The sequence below is a fragment of the Acholeplasma granularum ATCC 19168 genome (genome assembly GCF_000526235.1).
In the GTDB taxonomy this organism is placed as follows: Bacteria; Bacillota_I; Bacilli_A; order Acholeplasmatales; family Acholeplasmataceae; genus Acholeplasma; species Acholeplasma granularum.
The window spans coordinates 1-20,994 of the sequence record NZ_JAFR01000009.1 but is presented as its reverse complement, the minus strand read 5'-3'; the positions used below and the strand labels follow the sequence as shown (position 1 = coordinate 20,994).

Genomic DNA, 20,994 nt, shown 5'->3' with positions numbered 1-20,994 from the left:
GTTCTTAAGTAAAGAAAAACTCTGAAAATTTTCAGAGTTTTTTTATTAGTTTGACGGTTCTTCCAAATTAGATTGTTCCTGGAATCTAGAATATTGTGGTGTAAATATAAATTTAATATCACCAATACGTCCTTGACGGTTTTTCCTTACCAAGATTTCTGTTTGACCAGAGTTTTCACCTTCTGCTCCTTGGTTATAGTAGTCTTCTCTATGAATGAATATTACAATATCGGCATCCTGTTCAATAGAACCTGATTCTCTAAGGTGTGCTAAAGTAGGTTTTTTATCATCTGATTTTTCAACATCACGTGATAATTGAGAAAGTGCTAATATTGGTACTTTTAATTCTTTAGCCATTTGTTTTAATTCTCTTGATATTCTAGATACCGCTTCTTGTCTATTCGTGCTTTTATTTGAATCCACTGATATCAATTGTAGATAATCAATGACTATAAAGTCTAGTTTACCTTCTTGAGCTAAACGGCGACATTTCGCGCGAATATCATTTATATTTGATGATGATGAATCATCAAAATATATATTATAGGTGTTTAATCTTTCAGTAAAAATCTCAAAGTTACGCCATTCTGTAGCTGTTAGATATCCGGTTCTTAGTTTTGAGTTTTCAATATTTGAAATGTTAGATATCATACGGCTGACTAATTGATCATTACTCATTTCCAGTGAAAATATTGCTACCCCTGCTTTGCCACCTTTATTTTTAGCAGCAGCATTGAGGGCAATATTCATAGCAAGCGCAGATTTACCTACAGCAGGTCGTGCTGCTAATATAATAAGTTCTTCTGGTTGAAGTCCATTAATGAATTTATCAAGTGTTTTATATCCGGTTGTAAGTCCAGTGACCTCACCTTTATTATTTTGAAGAAAGTGAAGTTTTTCACTGACACTTTTAACAATTTCGGATAACTGGGTAAATTGTCCTACTTTTCTACGTTGAGATAAACTTAAAATAGCTTGTTCAACTTTATCTAAATATTCTGCAGAATTTACATCAGTTGTTAATCCTTGAGTAGCTAATTCTTGGGTGACTTTAATGACATCTCTTTTTAGAGAAAAATCTTTTACAATTTCAATATATGTCTCTAAATGATCAATTGAAACAGTATATTCAGATAACTCTAATAAATATAGTAAACCACCAACTGTTTCAAGTTGAGACTTATGTTCTAAAACAGATTTTACAGATGTATAATCAATAGATTTACGTTCTTTAAATAAATCTTTCATTGCTTGAAAGATTAAAATGTGTTGATTTAAATAAAAGTCTGTTTCTCTTATTTCATCAAATATATTTGGTGCTGTTTGTTGATCTAAAAAGATAGCACCTAAGACAGATTTTTCAGCATCAACCGCATTTGGAATGCGACTTGTCATGATTGTTCTCTTCTTTCGATAATGTTTACTTCAAAGGTTGCTTTTACACCCTTATCTAAACTTACAACTACAGGATAAATACCTGCAGACTGAATGTCTGTTGCAAGTTCAAGTTTCTTTCTATCAATTACAACACCATGTTTTTCTTGGAATGCTTCAACGATTTGTTTTGTTGTTACAGAACCAAATCTTTTACCATCAACACCAATTTGAATTGTTAATGTGACAGACTTACCATCAATTTCTGAAGCTAACTTTTTCATTAATTCTAAATAATTTTCAGCCTGTATTCTTTCTTGTTCTTTCTTTTCAGTTAATTTCTTAATGTTTTCTTCATTAGCTATAACAGCTAATTTAGATGAGATTAAGTAATTTGCATAACCTCCAGCAAGTTCAATAATTTGATCCTTTTTACCTTTACCTTTTACATCTTCTAATAATATTACTTTCATAGGTGTATTGTCTCCTCCATATTCTAATTCTAAGATATGCTTTAATTGGTTATAAGCATCATCTACACTGACATCTTTAATTTGTGTTGCAGCACTACTTAAGTGACCACCGCCACCCATTTCTTCCATTAAGACTTGAACATTGACTGCTCCAAAACTTCGCGCTGATACAGCCACTTGGTTTTGTTCAAATAATACTATTGTAAATGATGCATCTATACCTTTAATATCAAGCAATAATTCTGATACTTGTGCTATAAATGTTCTATCTTTATATTGTTTATTTGTTTTAACAATCGCAAATCTATCTAGGAATATTTCAACATGACTAAGCAGCTCGTTTTGTTCTATAATTCTACTTAAGTCATTTCTTAGCCATACTTTTACAAGCATTGCATCCGCACCATAATCTTTTAGCTTAGATGCTACTTCAAATGTTCTTACATTGGTTCTATAAGTAAATGTATTTGTATCAAGAATTAATCCACCATACATAATGGATGCCTCAAAAGGGTCTACCTTAATATCTTTAGCATAAAAACTAAATAGTTCCATCATAAGTTCAACTGTCGATGATGCGCCTGGATCAATGAATGTAAAGTCTCCTTGAATAGATGTTTCATTGCCACGATGATGGTCTATGACTCCTATTTTAAATTTTTGTTCTAATAACTCTTTACTGTGTACAATTGTAGGATTTTGAGTATCTAGTACTAATAGTAATGTATCTTTAGTTTTTTTATTTAATGCATCATTTGTAGTGATTACATGTTTAATTACAGGATGATCGTTTTGTTTTAAATAATTGTATACTTCAATAGTCGTTTGATCTAACTTATCCTCATCTATAATTAAATAAGGTACAGTATCTGGTGATGCCAGTGACATTTTAAGTGCTGCAATCATTGAACCAAAACTATCTAGGTCTGTTTGATCATGTCCCATGATATATACTTGATCTGATTTATCTATTATCTCTTGGATCATTTGTGCAGCTAATCTTGCATTTGTACGACTTGATTTTGTAATGGATTCTAATTTTGCACCAAAATATGCAATTTTTTGATTTTGGATGTTAACAACTGCTTGGTCACCACCACGTTTTTCAGCAAGTTCAATTGCATTTTGGGCATAATCTGATAATTCATCATATTCTAAATCCCAGGATGCAATACCTACTGATAATGTAACTCTAATTCCATAAGAGGTTGAAATATCACGAATCGTTTCTAGTATTTCAAACTTGTTTGTCATCATTTCTTCTAATCTTTTACGTTTAAGTAACATCACCATACGGTTATCACCATATGGTTTTAAATATCCACTATATTCTTCAACCCAGTCAGCGATTGCAGATAAATATTCACCCTTAATACTTGTTTGTTCTGAGATATCAAAATTTGTCATATTTTCTTCAAAGTTATCTAAGTTCATAATACCAATTGCAGGTAAATTATTTTGATACTCACGCTTAACTGCTTCTCTTGAACTTACATTAAATAAGTAAACTACTTGAAACTCAGATTTATATATGACTTCATATTTTTGTTCGTGAATTGAAATAGTAATAGGTGTTTTATCATCACCTTGTAAAAAATCAGATAGTGCACTTGAAACTTCACCAATAGGTCTATCAACAATGCGCTCTTCAAAAATAACTTTTGCATAGTTATTTACCCATTTAACTTCTTTTAGATTTTCATCAAAAACCAAAATACCAATAGGTAGTTCGTTAAAAGCATCATCACCAACCTGGTTAACTCTAGGGGACAGTTTGCTCCATCTAGCTAGACGATTTTGTAGGTTGTTAATATATCTTTTATAAGAATTTGTAATTGCAAGAATAATTGATAATAAAGCTAAAAAAGTTGCAAACAAAAGGGCTGCAAACGTAATGATAGAAATATTAGAAATATGGTCCAGTGTTGTAGTTAGTAGCCTTAAAGCTAATAAAATAATACTAAGAACCCAAATAGTTATTGCACTAAAAGTAAATATTTTATGTTTCATAGTACCCCTTTCTTTACTATAAAATTATATCATATTTTGTATTGTTATTGAACAAATCTTATACTTTAGAGATATTTGAAGGATATGTATAAAAAAAACAGAAATCATTATGTAATTTATACATTATAGATTTCTGTTTTGAATTTATTTATTTTATTATTCTTTTACGAATGGTAGAAGTGCCATATGACGCGCACGTTTGATAGCTACCGCTAATGGTCTTTGCCATTTTGCAGATGTACCAGTTACACGTCTTGGTAAGATTTTTCCACGTTCAGTGATAAATCTTTTTAGTAGTTCTACATCTTTAAAGTCGATGTGTGTGAATTTGTTTTGAGTAAAGAAACATACTTTTTTACGTTTTTTAAATCCACCACGATTTTTTCTGTCTTGCATAGTTAAATTCCTTTCTAAAATGGTAAATCATCATCTGCAACCAAGTTTTTAGCTGTTTCATACAGTTCATCTTGGGCATCATTTTGACGATTGTCTTCATATCTATTTCTAGATGGTTGTTGGCTATCAGGTTGTGAATTTCTAGATTCTAATAATTGAACACTGTCTGCAACAATTTCTGTTATATAGACTGTACGTCCATCACTATCTTCATAGTTTCTAGTTTGGATTCTTCCATCCACACCTAATAAGTTTCCTTTTTTTACATAGTTTTTCATGAAATCAGCAGTTGATCTCCATGCAACGCAATTGATAAAATCTGCTTCTCTTTCACCGCTAGCTGAAGTAAAATTACGATTTACGGCCAATGTAAAGCTCACAACAGAAACACCTGATTGGGTGGATCTTACATCTACATCTCTTGTGATTCTTCCTACAAGGACGACTCTATTAATCATAATTATTCTCCTTCTTTTACTTCGATATTACGGATAACTGCTTCCGTAATTTGAACAACACGCTTATATTCAGCAATGCCTTCTGGTGTTGTTTCAACCAACATCCACACATAGTAACCTTTTCTGTGTTTGTTGATTTCATATGCTAAATCTTTTAATCCGATTTCTTTTAAAGCTAAGATTGAACCACCGTTACTTGTAATAACGTTGTTTAAGTTAGCAATTAAAGCCTTTAATTTCTCAGGATCTAATTGTGGATTAGCAATGTACATCAGTTCGTACTTTTTCATTGTTTTCTTCCTCCTTTTGGACATCTTGGTCATTTCTGACAAGGATATTTTATATTTTGTCGCATTTTACATGCCTTTTAATTATATCACCATTGATGCTAAATAGCAACATGATTTTTAAGAATTTCCTTTAGCATTTTTATTGCTTTTTTAACTGTTAATTTAATGTTTTGTTCTCTTTTATCTTCTGGATAAAATTCAATATCTTCTACATATAATAAGTTATGAATCATTACACCGATAAAGGCTTTATTAGGCTCATGTCCACTTGAATAGCCAGTAATAGATACAGTAATATCTGCACCAGTTATTTCTTTTAAGTTTTGCGCCATTAATCCAGCAACTTCTCTTGAGACTACACCATTATTTTCGATATAGTTTAAATCAATATTTAAATATTTTGATTTTGCCTCATTGCTATATAATACAAACCCCTCTTTATAGACTTTTGATGCATTATATAATCTTACAAGTTCATAACTTAATAATCCACCTGTCATTGATTCAACAAATGAAATTGTCAAATTGTTTTTAATCAAAGTATTTAATATATTTGTCATGGAATAATAACCTCTAAATTTATTTGTTCATAAATGTTTGTTTCTTTGTTTTTTCTTGAAACTAAAAACTCGTAGGTCCGACCACTTTCAATACCGTTTAAAGCGGCACCTAATTGCTCATTATTTGTCACTCGAATACCGTTTGCTTCTAAAATTACATCATATTTTTCAAGAATTCCAAAACTTGCTCTGGTTTGATTGACAGTCGTTACTACAACACCTGCTAAACCATTTTTGACATGATCTAGTGGGTTAAAGCCTTTAGCTTTATCACCATATCTGGCAATATAATCATCTGTAACAAAATCTATGTAACTCATAATAACAATACCCAATTTAGGTGTAACTTGGCTAAGGCGTCTTTTAATGACCTCGGCTACTTTATTAACATGAATTGATTCATTAATTAGATAAACTGTTTCACCGTCAATAACTTCAACACGTTGCGTGTTAATTCCAATAAAAGTGCCATCATAACTAAATAGTGGTCCACCTGAGTTACCAGGATTGATGTTTGCACTATGAGAAACATAAGTTTGTGATAAGTCTGTAATGATTCCTAAATTTGTACTTAGGTTTTGATTTATTTTATCTACAGGTGTTCCAACACCGAATACAAATTGACCCACCTTTAGTTGAACTTGAATTGCTTGTTCTTCATTTAGTGGTAAAATTTCTATTAATGGATAATCATAACTACTTTCAAAACGTACAATTGCAATATCATCATTATCTGTTTCACTATCTAATGTATATGCATAAATATCACCAAATTCAATGTTGCCCTGATTAGTTACTACCTCTACATAAGACATTGCTGATACTACATGATAATTTGTTACAACATAATAGTAGTATTTATCATCCTTAGAAGGTTCTTTATCATATATTAACCCAGATCCTAGTCCAACTTCAAATTCTAATTGATAACCAATTAAACTAACTGTACTATCCTTTAATGAGGCAACTAATTCTTGATATTCTAAAGAAGTTGGTTTATCTCTTAATTGATGTTCAATTTCATCAGCCATACAACCTGTTAACATGATTAAAGAAAAACTAATGATTATGAGTAAAATCTTTTTCATATTACAAATATCCTTTGACGAGCTCAATGACTTGATTAATATGAATTGCCTCATTAATTAAAACCTCTGGTCTTCCACCAGCAACTGTTGAATAAGATACGTTAATACCTATAAGTTGTCCTGTTTCTTTTAAGTATAAAGGAGAACCTAAGGTGCCAATATTTAAGTTTGTGCCATGTACAATACGGTTATCAAATACACCCATAATTATTGCAGGATTTGTTGGATAATTAAAATATCCATTAGATATTGGTGTTGCAATTGAAAATATTTCTAAACTATCTAAATTAGTATCTTCTATAAGTGGTTCTAATGTAATAGGTGTTAAGTTTTTATTTGATGTAAAACTTATTAGTGCAATATCTTCGTCTTTATCATAATTAAGTTTAGGATTTAATACAACTGCAACCACATTTTCAGTAGGACTTATATTTACTGTTAATGTAATTGTATTTTCAACAACCCATTGGGTTGTTAGGGCATAATATCTATGGATTAAAGTGCCTTCTTCTTTTTTAACAATCACACCAGATCCTCGTCTTGTTTTATTACCAGTGTCTGTTGCATATAAATTGTTAATAGAAATACCAGATTTCTTTTTTTCTTGGATAAGGTCTATAAAACTTACCTCTTCTAAAGTAAGTTCTGGTGCATATGCAATTGGTTTATATTGTTCAATATATTCATCAACTGCAACACAACTTGTTAATAACAATAAACCGATTACTAATATAAATAAATGTTTTACTTTTTTCATAATATATTCTCCAGTTTAAATAATTTTATTGCATTTTCTGTTGTAATTTTATCTACAATTTTTTCATCAATATTTTTAAGTAATGCCACTTCTTTTAAAACATAATTCGTATATGCTGGTTCATTTTTTTTACCTCTAAAAGGTATAGGTGCTAAATATGGTGAATCTGTTTCAAGTAGTAAGTGTTTTAAATCTATTTTTTCTACTACCTCTTTTAATTCTTCTGCTTTTTTAAATGTTACAACACCTGATATTCCAATATAAAAACCCAAATCGATTGCTTTTAGGGCATCTTCATAGTTAGAAGAAAATGAGTGAAATACTCCGGTTATTTTTCCTTTATATGGCTTTATGATTTCATATGCTTCATTAAATGAGTTTCTTGTGTGAATAATTATTGGTAGCCTATATTCTATAGCAAGCTCTATTTGTTCTTTAAAATACTTTGTTTGTAGTTCTAGATTATCTTTATTCCAATAAAGATCGATTCCTGTTTCTCCAATAGCAACTACTCTTTTGTGAAGTAAGTATTTTTCTAAATCTTTTACATTACCTTTTAGTGTTGTTGGATGTATGCCTACTGTTGCAAACATATTATTATATGTGTTTGCTAATATAAAGCTACGCTCATTATGAAAAAAATCCATACCTACAACAATTATATGAGTAACATTATTTGAAATAGCATTTTCTACTATCAAATCTAATTTATCTTCAAACTCTTTCATATTGATATGTGCATGGGTATCTATCATAAAAACACTTCCTTTTCCACTTAGTAAATTATATCATATTAGGAATATTGTTTGGTTTTAAACGAATAAATAGTGGTGTTTTAATATGCTTTATACTTAAATTCTCACACATTTGGATGAATGACTATATATGAATAAAGTGTTATAATATATTTGGAAAAAAATTACGAAGGAAAACCTATTACATGAAACAGTTTAAAAATATTATGACCATTATCATTTTAAGTTTGTTAGCTTTATTTTTATTTCATAGTCTAAATGCTTTATATCCTGGTAACATTATTGAAAAAACGTTTAGCGGCTTATCACTGGTTGTTACACCTGTATTAATTGCTTTAATACTTGTTTATCTACTAAATCCATTAACAGATAAATTTATTACTAAGTTTAAAATTAAAAAAAGTGTTGCAATACTTTTAACAATTACTTTAATTATACTTTTTACAGCAGCTATAGTATTATTTAGTGTATTTTTCTTAATTGATCAAAGTAAATCTTTTATTGAGACAATTTCAAGACCAGAGTTTTTAAATGAAGTGGAATTTTGGTTTGTTGATAATAATTTAGGTGAGGTATATGCCTATATATATGATTTGGTTTCAAATTTTGATTATAGCAGTCTTTTAGGTTCTGCATCTAATTTAATTGGTGTTATCATACAAACTGTTACTGTTATTGTTTTAGTTCCTATATTCTTATGGCACTTTTTAAATTCCAAAGAAACAATGCTCAATAGCATTGATGAAAATATACCAAAGTCATGGCAAAAACATGTTATGCCTATAGCAATTAAATCTAATTATTTAGTTGCATCATATTTTAAATCTAAAATTATTAGTATGATTGTATTATTCTTTATGTTTGTAGTTGTTTATTTAGTATTAGGATTACCTATTGGTTATGTGATATTATTTTCAGTACTTATTGCAGTATTAGATTTAATTCCTTACTTAGGTCCAACCACTGGTTTACTTATTCCAATCATATATATATTTTCAGTCGGTCATGTGAATTTATTTTATATTAATAATCTAGAGTTATCTGCTCTTTGGGGAAATATAATATTAATTGTATTAAATACAGTTATTCAGTTTATTCAAGGTAATATTGTTATTCCAAAACTAGCAGGTGATGAAATGGGTATACATTCTGCACTTATCTTAGTGTTCATGTTATTTTTTGGTTCTATTTTAGGTGTATGGGGTATTATACTTTCAATTCCACTAGGTGGTATTATAATGGTTATTTGGAAACATATACGAACTGAGTTACTTGATAAGGTTAAAGAATAAATAATATATAAATTTATAAACATCTCTAAGATAATTTTCTTAAAGATGTTTTTTTTTATAGGAAATTTACTGATTAAAAAAGGGGTCTTACCTATAATAAGAGTTTGCCATAACTAATACTATAAGGAGAGCCTATGCATGATAATATCATAAAAATATACAACTTAGAATCTATTCATAACAAAATAGAATTTTTTATTGTGTCATTTTTTTTACGATAGATATGTCCATAAAATTTTTTAAGGTTTGAAACTTCTAATTTTTAATTTATCCCCCAAATGAATTGTTTAAAAATAGTATGTCATCCTAAATAGTTATATGCTAAAAAATTATATAAATAAAAAAGGACCTTCCAATAAGGAAGATCCAAATTTTAATAATTAGTCAGCAAGAATTTTAACAACTGTACCTGATGCAACAGTTCTTCCGCCTTCGCGAATAGAGAATTTTGTTCCTTCTTCTAATGCGATTGGGTGAATTAATTCAACTGTAACTTCAGCGTTGTCTCCTGGCATAACCATTTCAGTTCCTTCATTTAAAGTAATAATACCTGTAATGTCAGTTGTTCTGAAATAGAATTGAGGACGGTAGTTTGAGAAGAATGCTGTATGACGTCCACCTTCTTCTTTACTTAACACATAGATTTGTGCTGTAAATTTAGCGTGTGGTTTAACAGTTCCTGGTTTAGATAATACTTGACCACGTTCGATGTTTGAACGATCAACACCTCTTAATAAAGCACCGATGTTGTCTCCAGCTTCAGCTTGGTCTAATAATTTTCTAAACATTTCAACACCTGTAACAGTTGTTTGTTGAGTATCTTTGATACCAACGATTTCAACTGGATCACCAACTTTAACGATTCCACGTTCAACACGTCCTGTAGCAACTGTACCACGACCTGTAATTGTGAATACGTCTTCAACTGGCATCATAAATGGTTTGTCAGTAGCACGTACTGGTGTATCAACATAGCTATCTACAGCAGCCATTAAGTCATTAATTCTAGAAACCCATTCTGGTTTACCTTCTAATGCGCCTAATGCAGAACCTTTGATAACTGGAATATCATCACCTGGGAAGTCATATTCTGATAATAATTCTCTAACTTCCATTTCAACTAAGTCTAATAACTCTTCGTCATCAACTAAGTCAGCTTTGTTTAAGAATACTACTAATTTAGGTACCCCAACTTGGCGTGATAATAAAATATGTTCACGAGTTTGTGGCATTGGGCCATCAGCTGCAGAAACAACTAAGATACCACCATCCATTTGTGCAGCACCTGTAATCATGTTTTTAACATAGTCAGCGTGACCTGGGCAGTCTACGTGTGCGTAGTGTCTTGTATCTGTTTCATATTCTACGTGGGATGCGTTAATTGTTATACCACGAGCTTTTTCTTCTGGTGCTCCATCGATTTGGTTATAATCTCTTTTTGTAGCTAACCCTCTTCCTGCAAGTACTGATGTAATTGCAGCAGTTAAAGTAGTTTTACCATGGTCAACGTGACCGATTGTTCCAACGTTAACGTGTGGTTTTGTTCTTTCGAATTTTTGTTTTGCCATAACGCAAAAGCCTCCTATAATTTTAATTGAATATAATAAGCTATCATATGATATTTTATCATATTACTATTTGTTTGTGAAGTGGTTTAGTTTGAACCACGTTTTTTAATGATTTCTTCTTGAATACTCTTAGGAACTTTATCAAAGTGGTCAAATTGCATAACGAATGTTGCACGACCTTGAGTATTTGATCTTAATGATGTTGCATAACCAAACATTTCAGATAGTGGTACGAATGCACGAATTGAAATTGCATTTCCTCTACCTTCTTGGCTTTCTAAACGACCACGACGGCTAGTTAAGTCTCCAATAACGTTACCTACATAATCATTTGGTGTAACAACTTCAACGTCCATGATTGGTTCTAAAATAACAGCGCCCGCTTTATTTTTAGCATCTTTAAGTGCCATACTTGCAGCGATTTTAAACGCCATTTCTGAAGAGTCAACATCATGGTAAGAACCAAATTTAAGTGTTGCTTTAACATCAACTACAGGGAATCCTGCAATAATACCGCCAGCTAAAGCTTCTTCTAAACCTTTTTGTACGGAAGGAATGTATTCACGAGGAATGACCCCACCAACAATTTTGTCAACGAATTCAAATCCTTTACCAGGGTTTGGTTCAAAGTCGATTACAACGTGTCCATATTGTCCACGTCCACCGGATTGACGAACAAATTTAGATTCAACTTCATTAGATAATGTAAGTGTTTCACGGTAAGATACTTGAGGTTCTGTAACGTTTGCTTCAACTTTGAATTCACGTTTCATACGATCTACTAAGATATCTAAGTGTAATTCACCCATACCTGCGATAATTGTTTGACCAGTTTCATTGTTTGTATAAGTTTTGAATGTTGGATCTTCTTCAGCAAGTTTTGCTAAAGCTTGTCCCATCTTATCTTGGTCATTTTTAGTTTTTGGTTCAACAGCTACTTCAATAACTGGTTCTGGGAAGTTCATTGATTCTAAGATAATATCGTCATCTTGTCCTGCAAGTGTGTTACCTGTTGTAGTTACTTTTAAACCAACTGCAGCAGCAATATCACCTGCATATACTTCATCAATTTCTTGACGAGTATTCGCATGCATTTGTAAGATACGACCAAATCTTTCACGTGTACCTTTTGTTGTATTTTGTACATATGATCCACTCTTAATTGATCCAGAATATACTCTGAAGAATGTTAATTTACCAACAAATGGGTCTGTCATAACCTTAAATGCTAAAGCAGTAAACGGTTCTGAATCATCCGCATGACGATAAACTTCAACTCCATCAACAGTGTGTCCTAATACTGGTGGAATATCAAGTGGTGATGGTAAGTAGTCGATAACAGCATCTAATACTTTACGAACACCTCTGTTTTTGAAACTTGATCCTGACACAACAGGGAAGAATTCTACAGCTAATACACCTTTTCTGATTGCACGTTTTAGTAATTCTACTGAAACTTCTTCACCTTCAAGGTATGTAACCATTAATTCATCATCAAACTCAGCAACAGCTTCAATCAGTTCATTTCTTAAATCGATTGCTTGTTCTTCTAAGTGAGCTGGAATTGGAATGTCTTTTGTTGTCTCATTTGCATCACCTGAATATTCAACAGCTGTCATTGTAACTAAGTCAATGATACCGTTAAAATCAGTTTCTGTTCCAATTGGTAATTGGATTGCATTAGCTTTAACACCTAAACGGGTGTGTAAAGTTTTAATTGCATGTTTAAAATCTGCACCAATTTTGTCCATTTTATTTACATAAACAATTCTTGGTACTTTATATTCGGTTGCTTGACGCCAAACTGTTTCAGTTTGAGGTTCAACACCCGCTTGAGCATCGATAACTGTAACCGCTCCGTCTAATACACGAAGTGATCTGGAAACTTCAACTGTAAAGTCTACGTGTCCTGGAGTATCGATAATATTTACTCTGTGGTCTCTCCACACAGAAGTTGTTGCTGCAGAGGTAATTGTAATACCGCGCTCTTGCTCTTGAGCCATCCAGTCCATTTGAGAAGCACCATCGTGAGTCTCTCCTGTTTTATGGATTTTACCGGTATGATATAAAATACGCTCAGTTGTGGTCGTTTTACCAGCATCAATGTGTGCCATGATGCCGATGTTACGAGTCATTTTTAATGAATATTGACGTGGCATAGTTTTATCTTCCCTTCTTACCAGCGATAGTGTGCGAATGCTTTATTCGCCTCAGCCATCTTGTGTACATCTTCACGCTTCTTAACTGCGGCACCTGTGCCTTGAGAAGCATCTAAAATTTCTTTTGCTAATCTTTCTTCCATTGTTTTTTCATTGCGCTTCTTAGCATATTGAACTAACCATCTTAATGCAAGGGCTTGACGTCTTTCTGGTCTAACTTCAACAGGTACTTGATAGTTTTGACCTCCAATACGGCGTGCTCTAACTTCTAAGATTGGTGAGATATTATTTAAGGCTTCATTGAATACATCAATAGCTTCACGACCAGTTTGGTCTTGGATACGATTTAACGCACCATATAATATACTTTGTGCAGTTCCTTTTTTACCATCTTCCATAATTGTGTTTACGATTCTCGTAATTAATTTGGAATTGTAAATCGGATCTGGTAATACATCACGTTTTACGATATGTCCTTTACGTGGCATATTGTTCACCTTCTTCCTTTACTAGATTTTTCATTTTATTTTTTGTAATTTGTTATGATTACTTTTTAGCTTTTGCGGCTTTTGGACGCTTAGCACCGTATTTGGATCTACCCTGCATGCGGTTTGCAACACCAGTAGCATCTAGTGCACCGCGAACGATATGGTATCTTACCCCTGGTAAGTCCTTAACACGTCCACCACGTACAAGTACAACGGAGTGTTCTTGTAGTGAGTGCCCTACACCTGGGATATACGCTGTTACTTCAGTTCCGTTTGATAATCTAACACGCGCATATTTACGTAATGCAGAGTTAGGTTTTTTAGGAGTCATAGTTGTAACACGTGTACAAACACCACGTTTTTGAGGAGAATTGTAATCAGAATCTTCTTTCTTTAAACTGTTGAATCCATAGTGTAATGCTGGAGATTTAGATTTGTAGTTCTTATCAGAACGGGATTTGTTAATTAATTGTGATATGGTAGGCATTTTCTAACTTCCTTTCTAGAAACACACTTCCAAGTGTTTCAAATTTGATTTTTTGGCCTTATAAAGCCAAGATGTCTGAATGAAATGTCTTATATATTTCATACCTTTTATATTATATATTTTATGGAGTGTTTTGTCAACTAAAAATAATTTATTTGACATATTATTTTCAAATTATGTTAATGTATAAAAATAAAATAAAGTGCGATTATTCTCGCACTTTACTCACTTTTTAAGATTTTTATTACGGTACATCATATTATCAATCATATTAAAGAAGTCTATAGCTTGTAAGTTTGATTCTTTTTCATAAATTTTATAACCGTATGTAAACTCTATTTTTAATTCTTTTTGACTTTCATTAAACTCATTAAAATTTTCATTCAATTTATAAATATAGTTTAGAATCTCTTTTTCATTTGTGATTTCTGTAATGATTAAAAACTCATCACCACCATAGCGTGCAACAAAATCAGACTTCTTTGAATGATCCATAAGTAGTTTTGCTGTTGCTTTAATGACCTCATCCCCAATGCTATGCCCTAATGTATCATTAATTGTTTTTAAATTATCTAAATCAATTAAAATTGCCGAAAATGTTTTACCTTTTTTAGCATCATTTATTTTATCTTCAAGATAATAATCTAGCTGTCTTCTATTAAATAGGCCTGTTAAATAATCAATATTCGCACGATTATTTTGAACAAATAAAAATAATACAAGTGCAGAAAAGGTAAGTGCATTAGGAATTAAGGCATAACTATAATATATCAATTGTAGAAATACAGCTATAACAGGTATAATACCAAAGCTAATGTATGCGATTAAATGATTATTTTCAATTCTATTATGTCTTGAAATAAGTAAAGATGTAACTAATGAAACTAATAAAAATGCTGGTAAATATGCCAATAAATTAATGGGTCCACGGTGATAATAGTTTTGACTATCAATATAATAAAACCAACCAGTAAATTGTGTAATAATAAGTATTATAAAATACATGGTATAGATAACTTTAAATTTATTGGTAAATTTCTTTAGTCTATCCAGGTTTGAGTATATTTTGTAGTGAATATATCTAAACCAAACAAAGCCAATAATTGGACTTAATCCGTAAGTCACAAAATTTCCAATTCTGGTTAATATTGGATAGATTGGATTTTCTATACCTTCAAAGCGAGACAATATATCTCCAATCAATACAAAAAATATCACTAAGACTATGACATTAAACATCTTATCATTAATACGCTTATTACCAAATTTATGATTTGATATAAGAATCGCACTGAGTATAAAAAATGAATAGAAAAATAAAGCTAGATTTATTGACTGCATAGATTTCTCCCTAACCTATGTATGACTTACTTCCGTTATTTTATCATATATTTAAAAAATGTTACTTTTTTCTATAAATATCCTCATATTGTGGGTCTTTTTCAAACAATTTATGAACATATGGGCATATTGGATCGATTTTCTTGTTTTCTAATCGAGCAAGTTTTACAACCTCATCAACTAATTTTTGAGCAATTCCCTGACCTCTTAATATAGGATCTACAAAGGTGTGATCAACTGCAATATAATCACTAATATATTTATATGTAATAAAAGCTATTGTTTTTCCTTCATCACTTGTCAAATAGAACTTTCCCTTTTCGTGATTAAACATCCTAACGCCTCCTTTTTTTAATATACTTCTATTATAATACATCTAGTAATTTTTATTCATTTTCATAGTATTTTAAAATTTAATCATATATAATTAATTATTCTAAAAAAGTGAGGTGTTTCTATGGATAACCTTATAGATGTCTTAATTGTTATATTCGTATCAGGTATAATTAATTATTTTATAAGTCGATTGTTTGTTAAGAAGAATATGTTTTATGTTTTTATAATCCCAGCAATTGTTTTAATTATTTCAGGTTTAATTTTCTTATATGCCTTTTTTGGTACCACAAACTGGGGTAGCCTGATATTTTTAATATTAGCCTTTATAGGTTTATTTATATTCACAGGCACTATTTTAAGTTCATTGATACTCTTTTTCCAATTTAGGAAAAAACTTTAAATATAAAAAAAGCATTCAGGTGAATGCTTTTTTATTACTTAAATCTTGGTTCAGCTAATGTGTAATCAAAGTTTATTGTTAGAACGCCTAATATTATAAGCGTTTGAACATAAAATAGTACGCCATTAAATATTATTTGATGTAATCTAATTATATCTTGTGGTAGATTATTTATTAGTGATGTTACTATAAATGATACAACTAAAGATATAAATGATATTAAAATATATACAATTGTTAAAGTTTTACCGATATTAGTAATTCTTTTATAAAAACTAAGTAAGAAGAGATATAAAAGTATAGGTGCAAAACTAATTGCTTGTACGATTAATACTTTCTCAGCTAAAGTATCTACTTTAAATCCTAAACCAAGCCATGTCGTAAATAGACTACTAAACGGGGATACTAATAGTAAAATACTTGAAATGAGTATAAAGATATTTGATTTGTTATCAATTACTATTAGAAGTATTCCAATTAACATAATAAGTACTGTTATGATGCTTACATACATTCTATACTCAATTGAAAAACTTAAAGAAACATCCATAAATGATTCAACTATTTTGCTAAGCATCTTAATAATATAGGAACTACCTATCAGTAAAAAACCCCATGATTCTTTTTTCATTCATTAACCACCTTTGTTGAGTTATTAGATTTATTTTGCAATAATATTATAGCATATAAAGTAAAAAGATAGCCGTCTATGAATACAAACGACTATCTTTTCATTTAAATTATTATTTATTCAAAATCATCATAAACTGGTTTTTGAGGTTCTGGTTTATCGTAGTTGAAATAGCTTTCTTCTAAAATACCAGTTCCCGCTGGGATTAATCCACCAATAATGACGTTTTCTTTTAATCCGTGAAGCTCATCTTTTTTACCTTTAATTGCAGCATCTGTTAGAATTCTTGTTGTTTCTTGGAATGATGCAGCAGATAAGAATGAATCACTTCTTAAAGATGCTCTGGTAATACCAAGTAGGATTGGACGACCAACTGCTAAACGACCACGTCTTTCGAAAACAGCTTTGTTTTCACGTTTAAATTCATCAATTGATACTTCTGTTCCTGGTAGTATTTCTGTATCACCTTCGATAATTACCATAATACGTCTTAACATTTGACGGATGATAACCTCAACGTGTTTATCTGAAATTTCTACCCCTTGTGCACGGTATACTTTTTGAACTTCTTCTAAAATATAGTTAGAAGTAGTTTTAACATCTGTTACACGTAATAATTCTTTAGGGTTAATTGATCCACTTGATAATCTTTGACCAGCAACAATGTCTTGGCCTTTTTTAACTAGGGATTCAATGTTTGGATCTAGTGTATATTTATACTCGTTATTTGCCTCATCAACAATCGTAATGCTAAATGATCCACCACGACGGTTAATTTCTTTTACTTTACCATTAACTTCTGAAATGGTTGCTTTACCTTTTGGATTACGTGCTTCAAATAATTCTTGAATACGCGGTAACCCTTGAGTAATATCGGCACCAGCAGCAACCCCTCCGGTATGGAAGGTACGCATGGTTAACTGAGTACCAGGTTCACCAATTGATTGAGCAGCAACAACACCAATAGCTTCCCCTACTTCAACGTGTTTATTCGTTGCAAGGTTAATACCATAGTCTTTTGCACAGATACCATGACTTGATGAACATGTCATAATTGATCTAATCTCAACTTTTTCGATTCCTGCTTTAACAATCTTTTCACCAATTTCTTCAGTGATAAGTTCGTTTCTTTCAACAAATACTTCTCCAGTTTTTGGATCAATAATTGTTTTAGATGCAAAGCGACCATAAATTCTATCAAATAAAGGTACAACTTCTTTACCTGATTCATCTTTGATTGCTTCTACAAAGACACCATGGTTTGAACCACAATCATCTTCAACAATAATAACATCTTGTGAAACGTCAACTAAACGACGAGTTAAGTAGCCTGATTCAGCAGTTTTTAATGCGGTATCGGTAGAACCTTTTCTCGCACCGTGGGTAGAGATGAAGAATTCAGAAACTGTTAAGCCTTCTCTAAATGATGATTGAACAGGAACTTCAATAGTTTCCCCTTTAGGGTTATTCATGAGCCCTCTCATCCCAACTAATTGGGTGAAGTTTGAAACGTTACCACGAGCACCTGAATCACTCATCATAAAGATATTATTATCTTGATCGAATTCTTTCATAATACCTGATTGGATATCGTTTTTAACATTTGTCCATTTATCAATAACTAGTTTACGGCGTTCTGAATCTGTTAGTAATCCATCTTCAAACCATTCGTCAATTAATGCGATTTGTTCTTCTGTTTCTTCAAGCATTTCTTTTTTCTTTGAATAGACATTGATGTCTGCATAAGAAATTGTAATACCGGCAACTGTAGAATACTTAAATCCTAAGTCTTTTAATTTATCTAACATTTTTGATGTTTCAGAAATGTGGAATAGTTTAAAGACTTGTGCAATAACCATCGATAAGAAACGTTTTTTAAACGGATCTGGCACTGGCATATTTTTTAGTGCTTCTTTAGGATTTACACCCTTTGGTATAAAGTAAATATCTGGAGTTTTTTCACTTAGGTTCGACATAGTTGGTTCATTAATATATGGGAATGTTGGAGGTAGAATTTCATTAAAAATAATTTTACCTAAAGTCGTTACTAAGTACATATTTTTTTGTTCATCTGTAAAGGTATCTTTTACACTTAAAGGATTTAAGATAACTCTTGTATGTAGAGAAACATCTTTATTTTCATAAGCGATTTTTAACTCATCAATTGATGAGAAGAATTTACCTTCATTACGATGTAAATGTTGATGTTTTTGGGCTCTTTCTACATCGCCTTCAAAGTCTCTATAAATAGATTCTTCAATAGTTAAGTAGTAGTTACCTAAAACCATGTCTTGAGAAGGGGTAACAACCGGTTTACCATCTCTAGGGTTTAAGATGTTGTTACTTGCAAGCATTAATAATCTTGCTTCTGCTTGTGCTTCTGGTGAAAGTGGAACGTGAACAGCCATTTGGTCCCCGTCAAAGTCAGCGTTAAACGCAGGGGTAACAAGTGGGTGTAGACGGATTGCTTTACCATCAATTAATTTTGGTTCGAAAGCTTGAATACCAAGTCTATGTAGTGTAGGGGCACGGTTTAGTAAAACTGGATGTTCTCTAACTACTTTTTCAAGTGCACGCCATGTATCATCATCACGGCGTTCATATTTAGCATTCGCATTTTTTCTTTCAGCACCATGTGTTAATTGTAATTCTCTTAAGATAAATGGTTTAAATAAAGTAATAGCCATTTCACGAGGAATACCACATTGGTACATTTCTAAGTCTGGTCCAACAATAATAACTGAACGACCTGAATAGTCCACACGTTTACCTAATAAGTTTTGACGGAAACGACCTTGTTTACCACGTAATAAGTCAGATAATGATTTTAGGTGACGGTTACGTTCAACAGCAGCCTTTTTACCACGTTTCGCATTATCAAATAATGCATCAACCGCTTCTTGTAACATACGTTTTTCGTTTTTAGTAATTAAGCGTGGAGCCATTTGTTCTTTTTGTTTCTTTAAACGGTTGTTTCTATTTAAGATTCTACGGTATAAGTCGTTTAGGTCAGTTGTTGCAAAACGTCCACCATCTAGTGGTACCATTGGACGTAAATCTGGTGGAATAACAGGAATAACATCCATAACCATCCACTCAGGTTTGTTATCTGATTGGTTAAATGCCTCAACTACTTCTAAACGTTTAATAATACGATCACGTTTTTGTTTAGAACTTGTCTTTAGACGACGACGTAAGCTTTTTACTTCTTTGTCTAAATCTAGTTCTTGAAGTAATTTTTTAACAGCTTCTGCACCTGTTAAGGCTTCAAATCTGTTACCATATTCTTCAACTAACTGTGAGTAATCTTGTTCAGATAATATTTGTTTTTTAGCAAGAGGTGTATTATTACCAGGGTTAATTACGATATAACTTGCATGATAAACAACTTCTTCTAATTGTTTTGCTTTAATACCTAAAAGTATAGCAAGACGTGAAGGAGAGTTTTTTAAGTACCAAGTATGTACAACTGGAGCTTCTAAATTAATGTGTCCCATTCGTTCACGACGTACTTTAGACTCAGTAATTTCAATACCACATTTTGGACAAACTTGCCCTTTGTTTACTGTTTGTTTTTTACCACAAGCACATTGATAATCTCTTGTTGGTCCAAAGATTCTTTCATCAAATAGACCACCTGGTTCAGGTTTAGATGTTCTATAGTTAATCGTTTCATGGTTGATAACTTCACCATAAGACCAGTTTCTAATTTCATCTGGACTTGCTAGTCTAATTTTAAAGTGAGTAAAAGCTTTTGAACCATAAGTTTTTCTAATTGGTTCAATGTGTTTTTGATATCTATCTTCAACATTTGAAGTAACAACAACTTCTTCATCTTTAAATTCAACTTCATACTCTGAATCAGCAAGTAATTGTTCATTATAAAGTTCAAATAAGTCATTAATTTCTTTTAGTAAAAACTCATCATCTTTAAAAACATGATAAAGTGTTTTTTTGTCGAATTTAACTAAGACTTCTAAATCTTTAATACCTACAGTTTCTAAGACATTTACAACTTCATTTGAAAGTGATAAGTCCTCAATACTTCTTGGTAATTTATAATAGATTAATGTTGGAAGTACTTCGTTAAATGAATCTGATAATAAACTTTGAAGTTCTCTTAAGTTGAAT

Annotated in this window: 18 protein-coding genes; 1 reads left to right on the top strand and 17 read right to left on the bottom strand. The window is 31.4% G+C overall.

Annotation, left to right across the window (positions count from 1 at the left end; translation table 11 throughout):
- Positions 1–45: 45 nt before the first annotated feature.
- The 9 genes from dnaB to G324_RS0103780 form a co-directional block, all read right to left on the bottom strand.
- Positions 46–1,395 carry a replicative DNA helicase gene (gene dnaB, locus G324_RS0103820; protein WP_025725077.1) on the bottom strand — a complete coding sequence of 450 codons (1,350 nt, stop codon included), beginning with the start codon at positions 1,393–1,395 and terminating at the stop codon, positions 46–48.
- Positions 1,392–3,857, bottom strand: a complete 2,466-nt coding sequence (gene rplI / locus G324_RS0103815) for a 50S ribosomal protein L9 (RefSeq protein ID WP_162146876.1) — start codon at positions 3,855–3,857, stop codon at positions 1,392–1,394. Before rplI ends, dnaB begins: the two co-directional genes overlap by 4 nt.
- 156 nt (positions 3,858–4,013) lie before the next feature.
- On the bottom strand, positions 4,014–4,253 hold the full coding sequence (gene rpsR / locus G324_RS0103810; protein ID WP_025725075.1) for a 30S ribosomal protein S18: 240 nt from the start codon (positions 4,251–4,253) through the stop codon (positions 4,014–4,016).
- Positions 4,254–4,267: 14 nt separating this feature from the next.
- Entirely contained in the window at positions 4,268–4,711 is a 444-nt protein-coding gene (gene ssb / locus G324_RS0103805) for a single-stranded DNA-binding protein (protein ID WP_025725074.1), read from the bottom strand.
- Between the two features lie 2 nt (positions 4,712–4,713).
- Positions 4,714–5,001, bottom strand: a complete 288-nt coding sequence (gene rpsF / locus G324_RS0103800) for a 30S ribosomal protein S6 (protein WP_025725073.1) — start codon at positions 4,999–5,001, stop codon at positions 4,714–4,716.
- Positions 5,002–5,099: 98 nt separating this feature from the next.
- Entirely contained in the window at positions 5,100–5,561 is a 462-nt protein-coding gene (locus G324_RS0103795) for a CinA family protein (protein WP_025725072.1), read from the bottom strand.
- Positions 5,558–6,649, bottom strand: coding sequence for a S1C family serine protease (locus G324_RS0103790; protein WP_162146875.1), 1,092 nt, complete (start codon positions 6,647–6,649; stop codon positions 5,558–5,560). The genes G324_RS0103795 and G324_RS0103790 overlap by 4 nt, the downstream gene beginning before the upstream one ends.
- A gap of 1 nt (position 6,650) precedes the next feature.
- Entirely contained in the window at positions 6,651–7,406 is a 756-nt protein-coding gene (locus tag G324_RS0103785) for a serine protease (RefSeq protein ID WP_025725070.1), read from the bottom strand.
- Positions 7,403–8,161, bottom strand: a complete 759-nt coding sequence (locus tag G324_RS0103780) for a TatD family hydrolase (protein ID WP_162146874.1) — start codon at positions 8,159–8,161, stop codon at positions 7,403–7,405. The genes G324_RS0103785 and G324_RS0103780 overlap by 4 nt, the downstream gene beginning before the upstream one ends.
- A 185-nt stretch (positions 8,162–8,346) precedes the next feature.
- On the opposite strand from G324_RS0103780, the gene G324_RS0103775 reads away from it, so the two are divergent.
- Entirely contained in the window at positions 8,347–9,453 is a 1,107-nt protein-coding gene (locus tag G324_RS0103775; protein ID WP_025725068.1) for an AI-2E family transporter, read from the top strand.
- Between the two features lie 380 nt (positions 9,454–9,833).
- On the opposite strand, the gene tuf is transcribed toward G324_RS0103775, so the two are convergent.
- The 8 genes from tuf to rpoC form a co-directional block, all read right to left on the bottom strand.
- Positions 9,834–11,021, bottom strand: coding sequence for an elongation factor Tu (gene tuf / locus G324_RS0103770; RefSeq protein ID WP_025725067.1), 1,188 nt, complete (start codon positions 11,019–11,021; stop codon positions 9,834–9,836).
- An 86-nt stretch (positions 11,022–11,107) separates the two neighbouring features.
- Entirely contained in the window at positions 11,108–13,180 is a 2,073-nt protein-coding gene (gene fusA, locus G324_RS0103765) for an elongation factor G (RefSeq protein ID WP_025725066.1), read from the bottom strand.
- 17 nt (positions 13,181–13,197) lie between these two features.
- A complete protein-coding gene (rpsG, locus tag G324_RS0103760; RefSeq protein WP_025725065.1) occupies positions 13,198–13,668 on the bottom strand; it encodes a 30S ribosomal protein S7 in 471 nt (156 codons plus the stop codon).
- A gap of 58 nt (positions 13,669–13,726) precedes the next feature.
- A complete protein-coding gene (rpsL, locus tag G324_RS0103755; protein ID WP_025725064.1) occupies positions 13,727–14,155 on the bottom strand; it encodes a 30S ribosomal protein S12 in 429 nt (142 codons plus the stop codon).
- Positions 14,156–14,380: 225 nt separating this feature from the next.
- On the bottom strand, positions 14,381–15,496 hold the full coding sequence (locus tag G324_RS0103750) for a GGDEF domain-containing protein (RefSeq protein ID WP_162146873.1): 1,116 nt from the start codon (positions 15,494–15,496) through the stop codon (positions 14,381–14,383).
- Positions 15,497–15,557: 61 nt separating this feature from the next.
- Positions 15,558–15,830, bottom strand: coding sequence for a GNAT family N-acetyltransferase (locus G324_RS0103745; RefSeq protein ID WP_025725062.1), 273 nt, complete (start codon positions 15,828–15,830; stop codon positions 15,558–15,560).
- Positions 15,831–16,266: 436 nt separating this feature from the next.
- Positions 16,267–16,863, bottom strand: a complete 597-nt coding sequence (locus G324_RS0103735; protein ID WP_025725061.1) for a hypothetical protein — start codon at positions 16,861–16,863, stop codon at positions 16,267–16,269.
- A 116-nt stretch (positions 16,864–16,979) separates the two neighbouring features.
- Positions 16,980–20,994 (bottom strand): DNA-directed RNA polymerase subunit beta' (gene rpoC, locus G324_RS0103730; protein WP_025725060.1); only part of this gene is annotated, 4,015 nt, incomplete at its 5' end.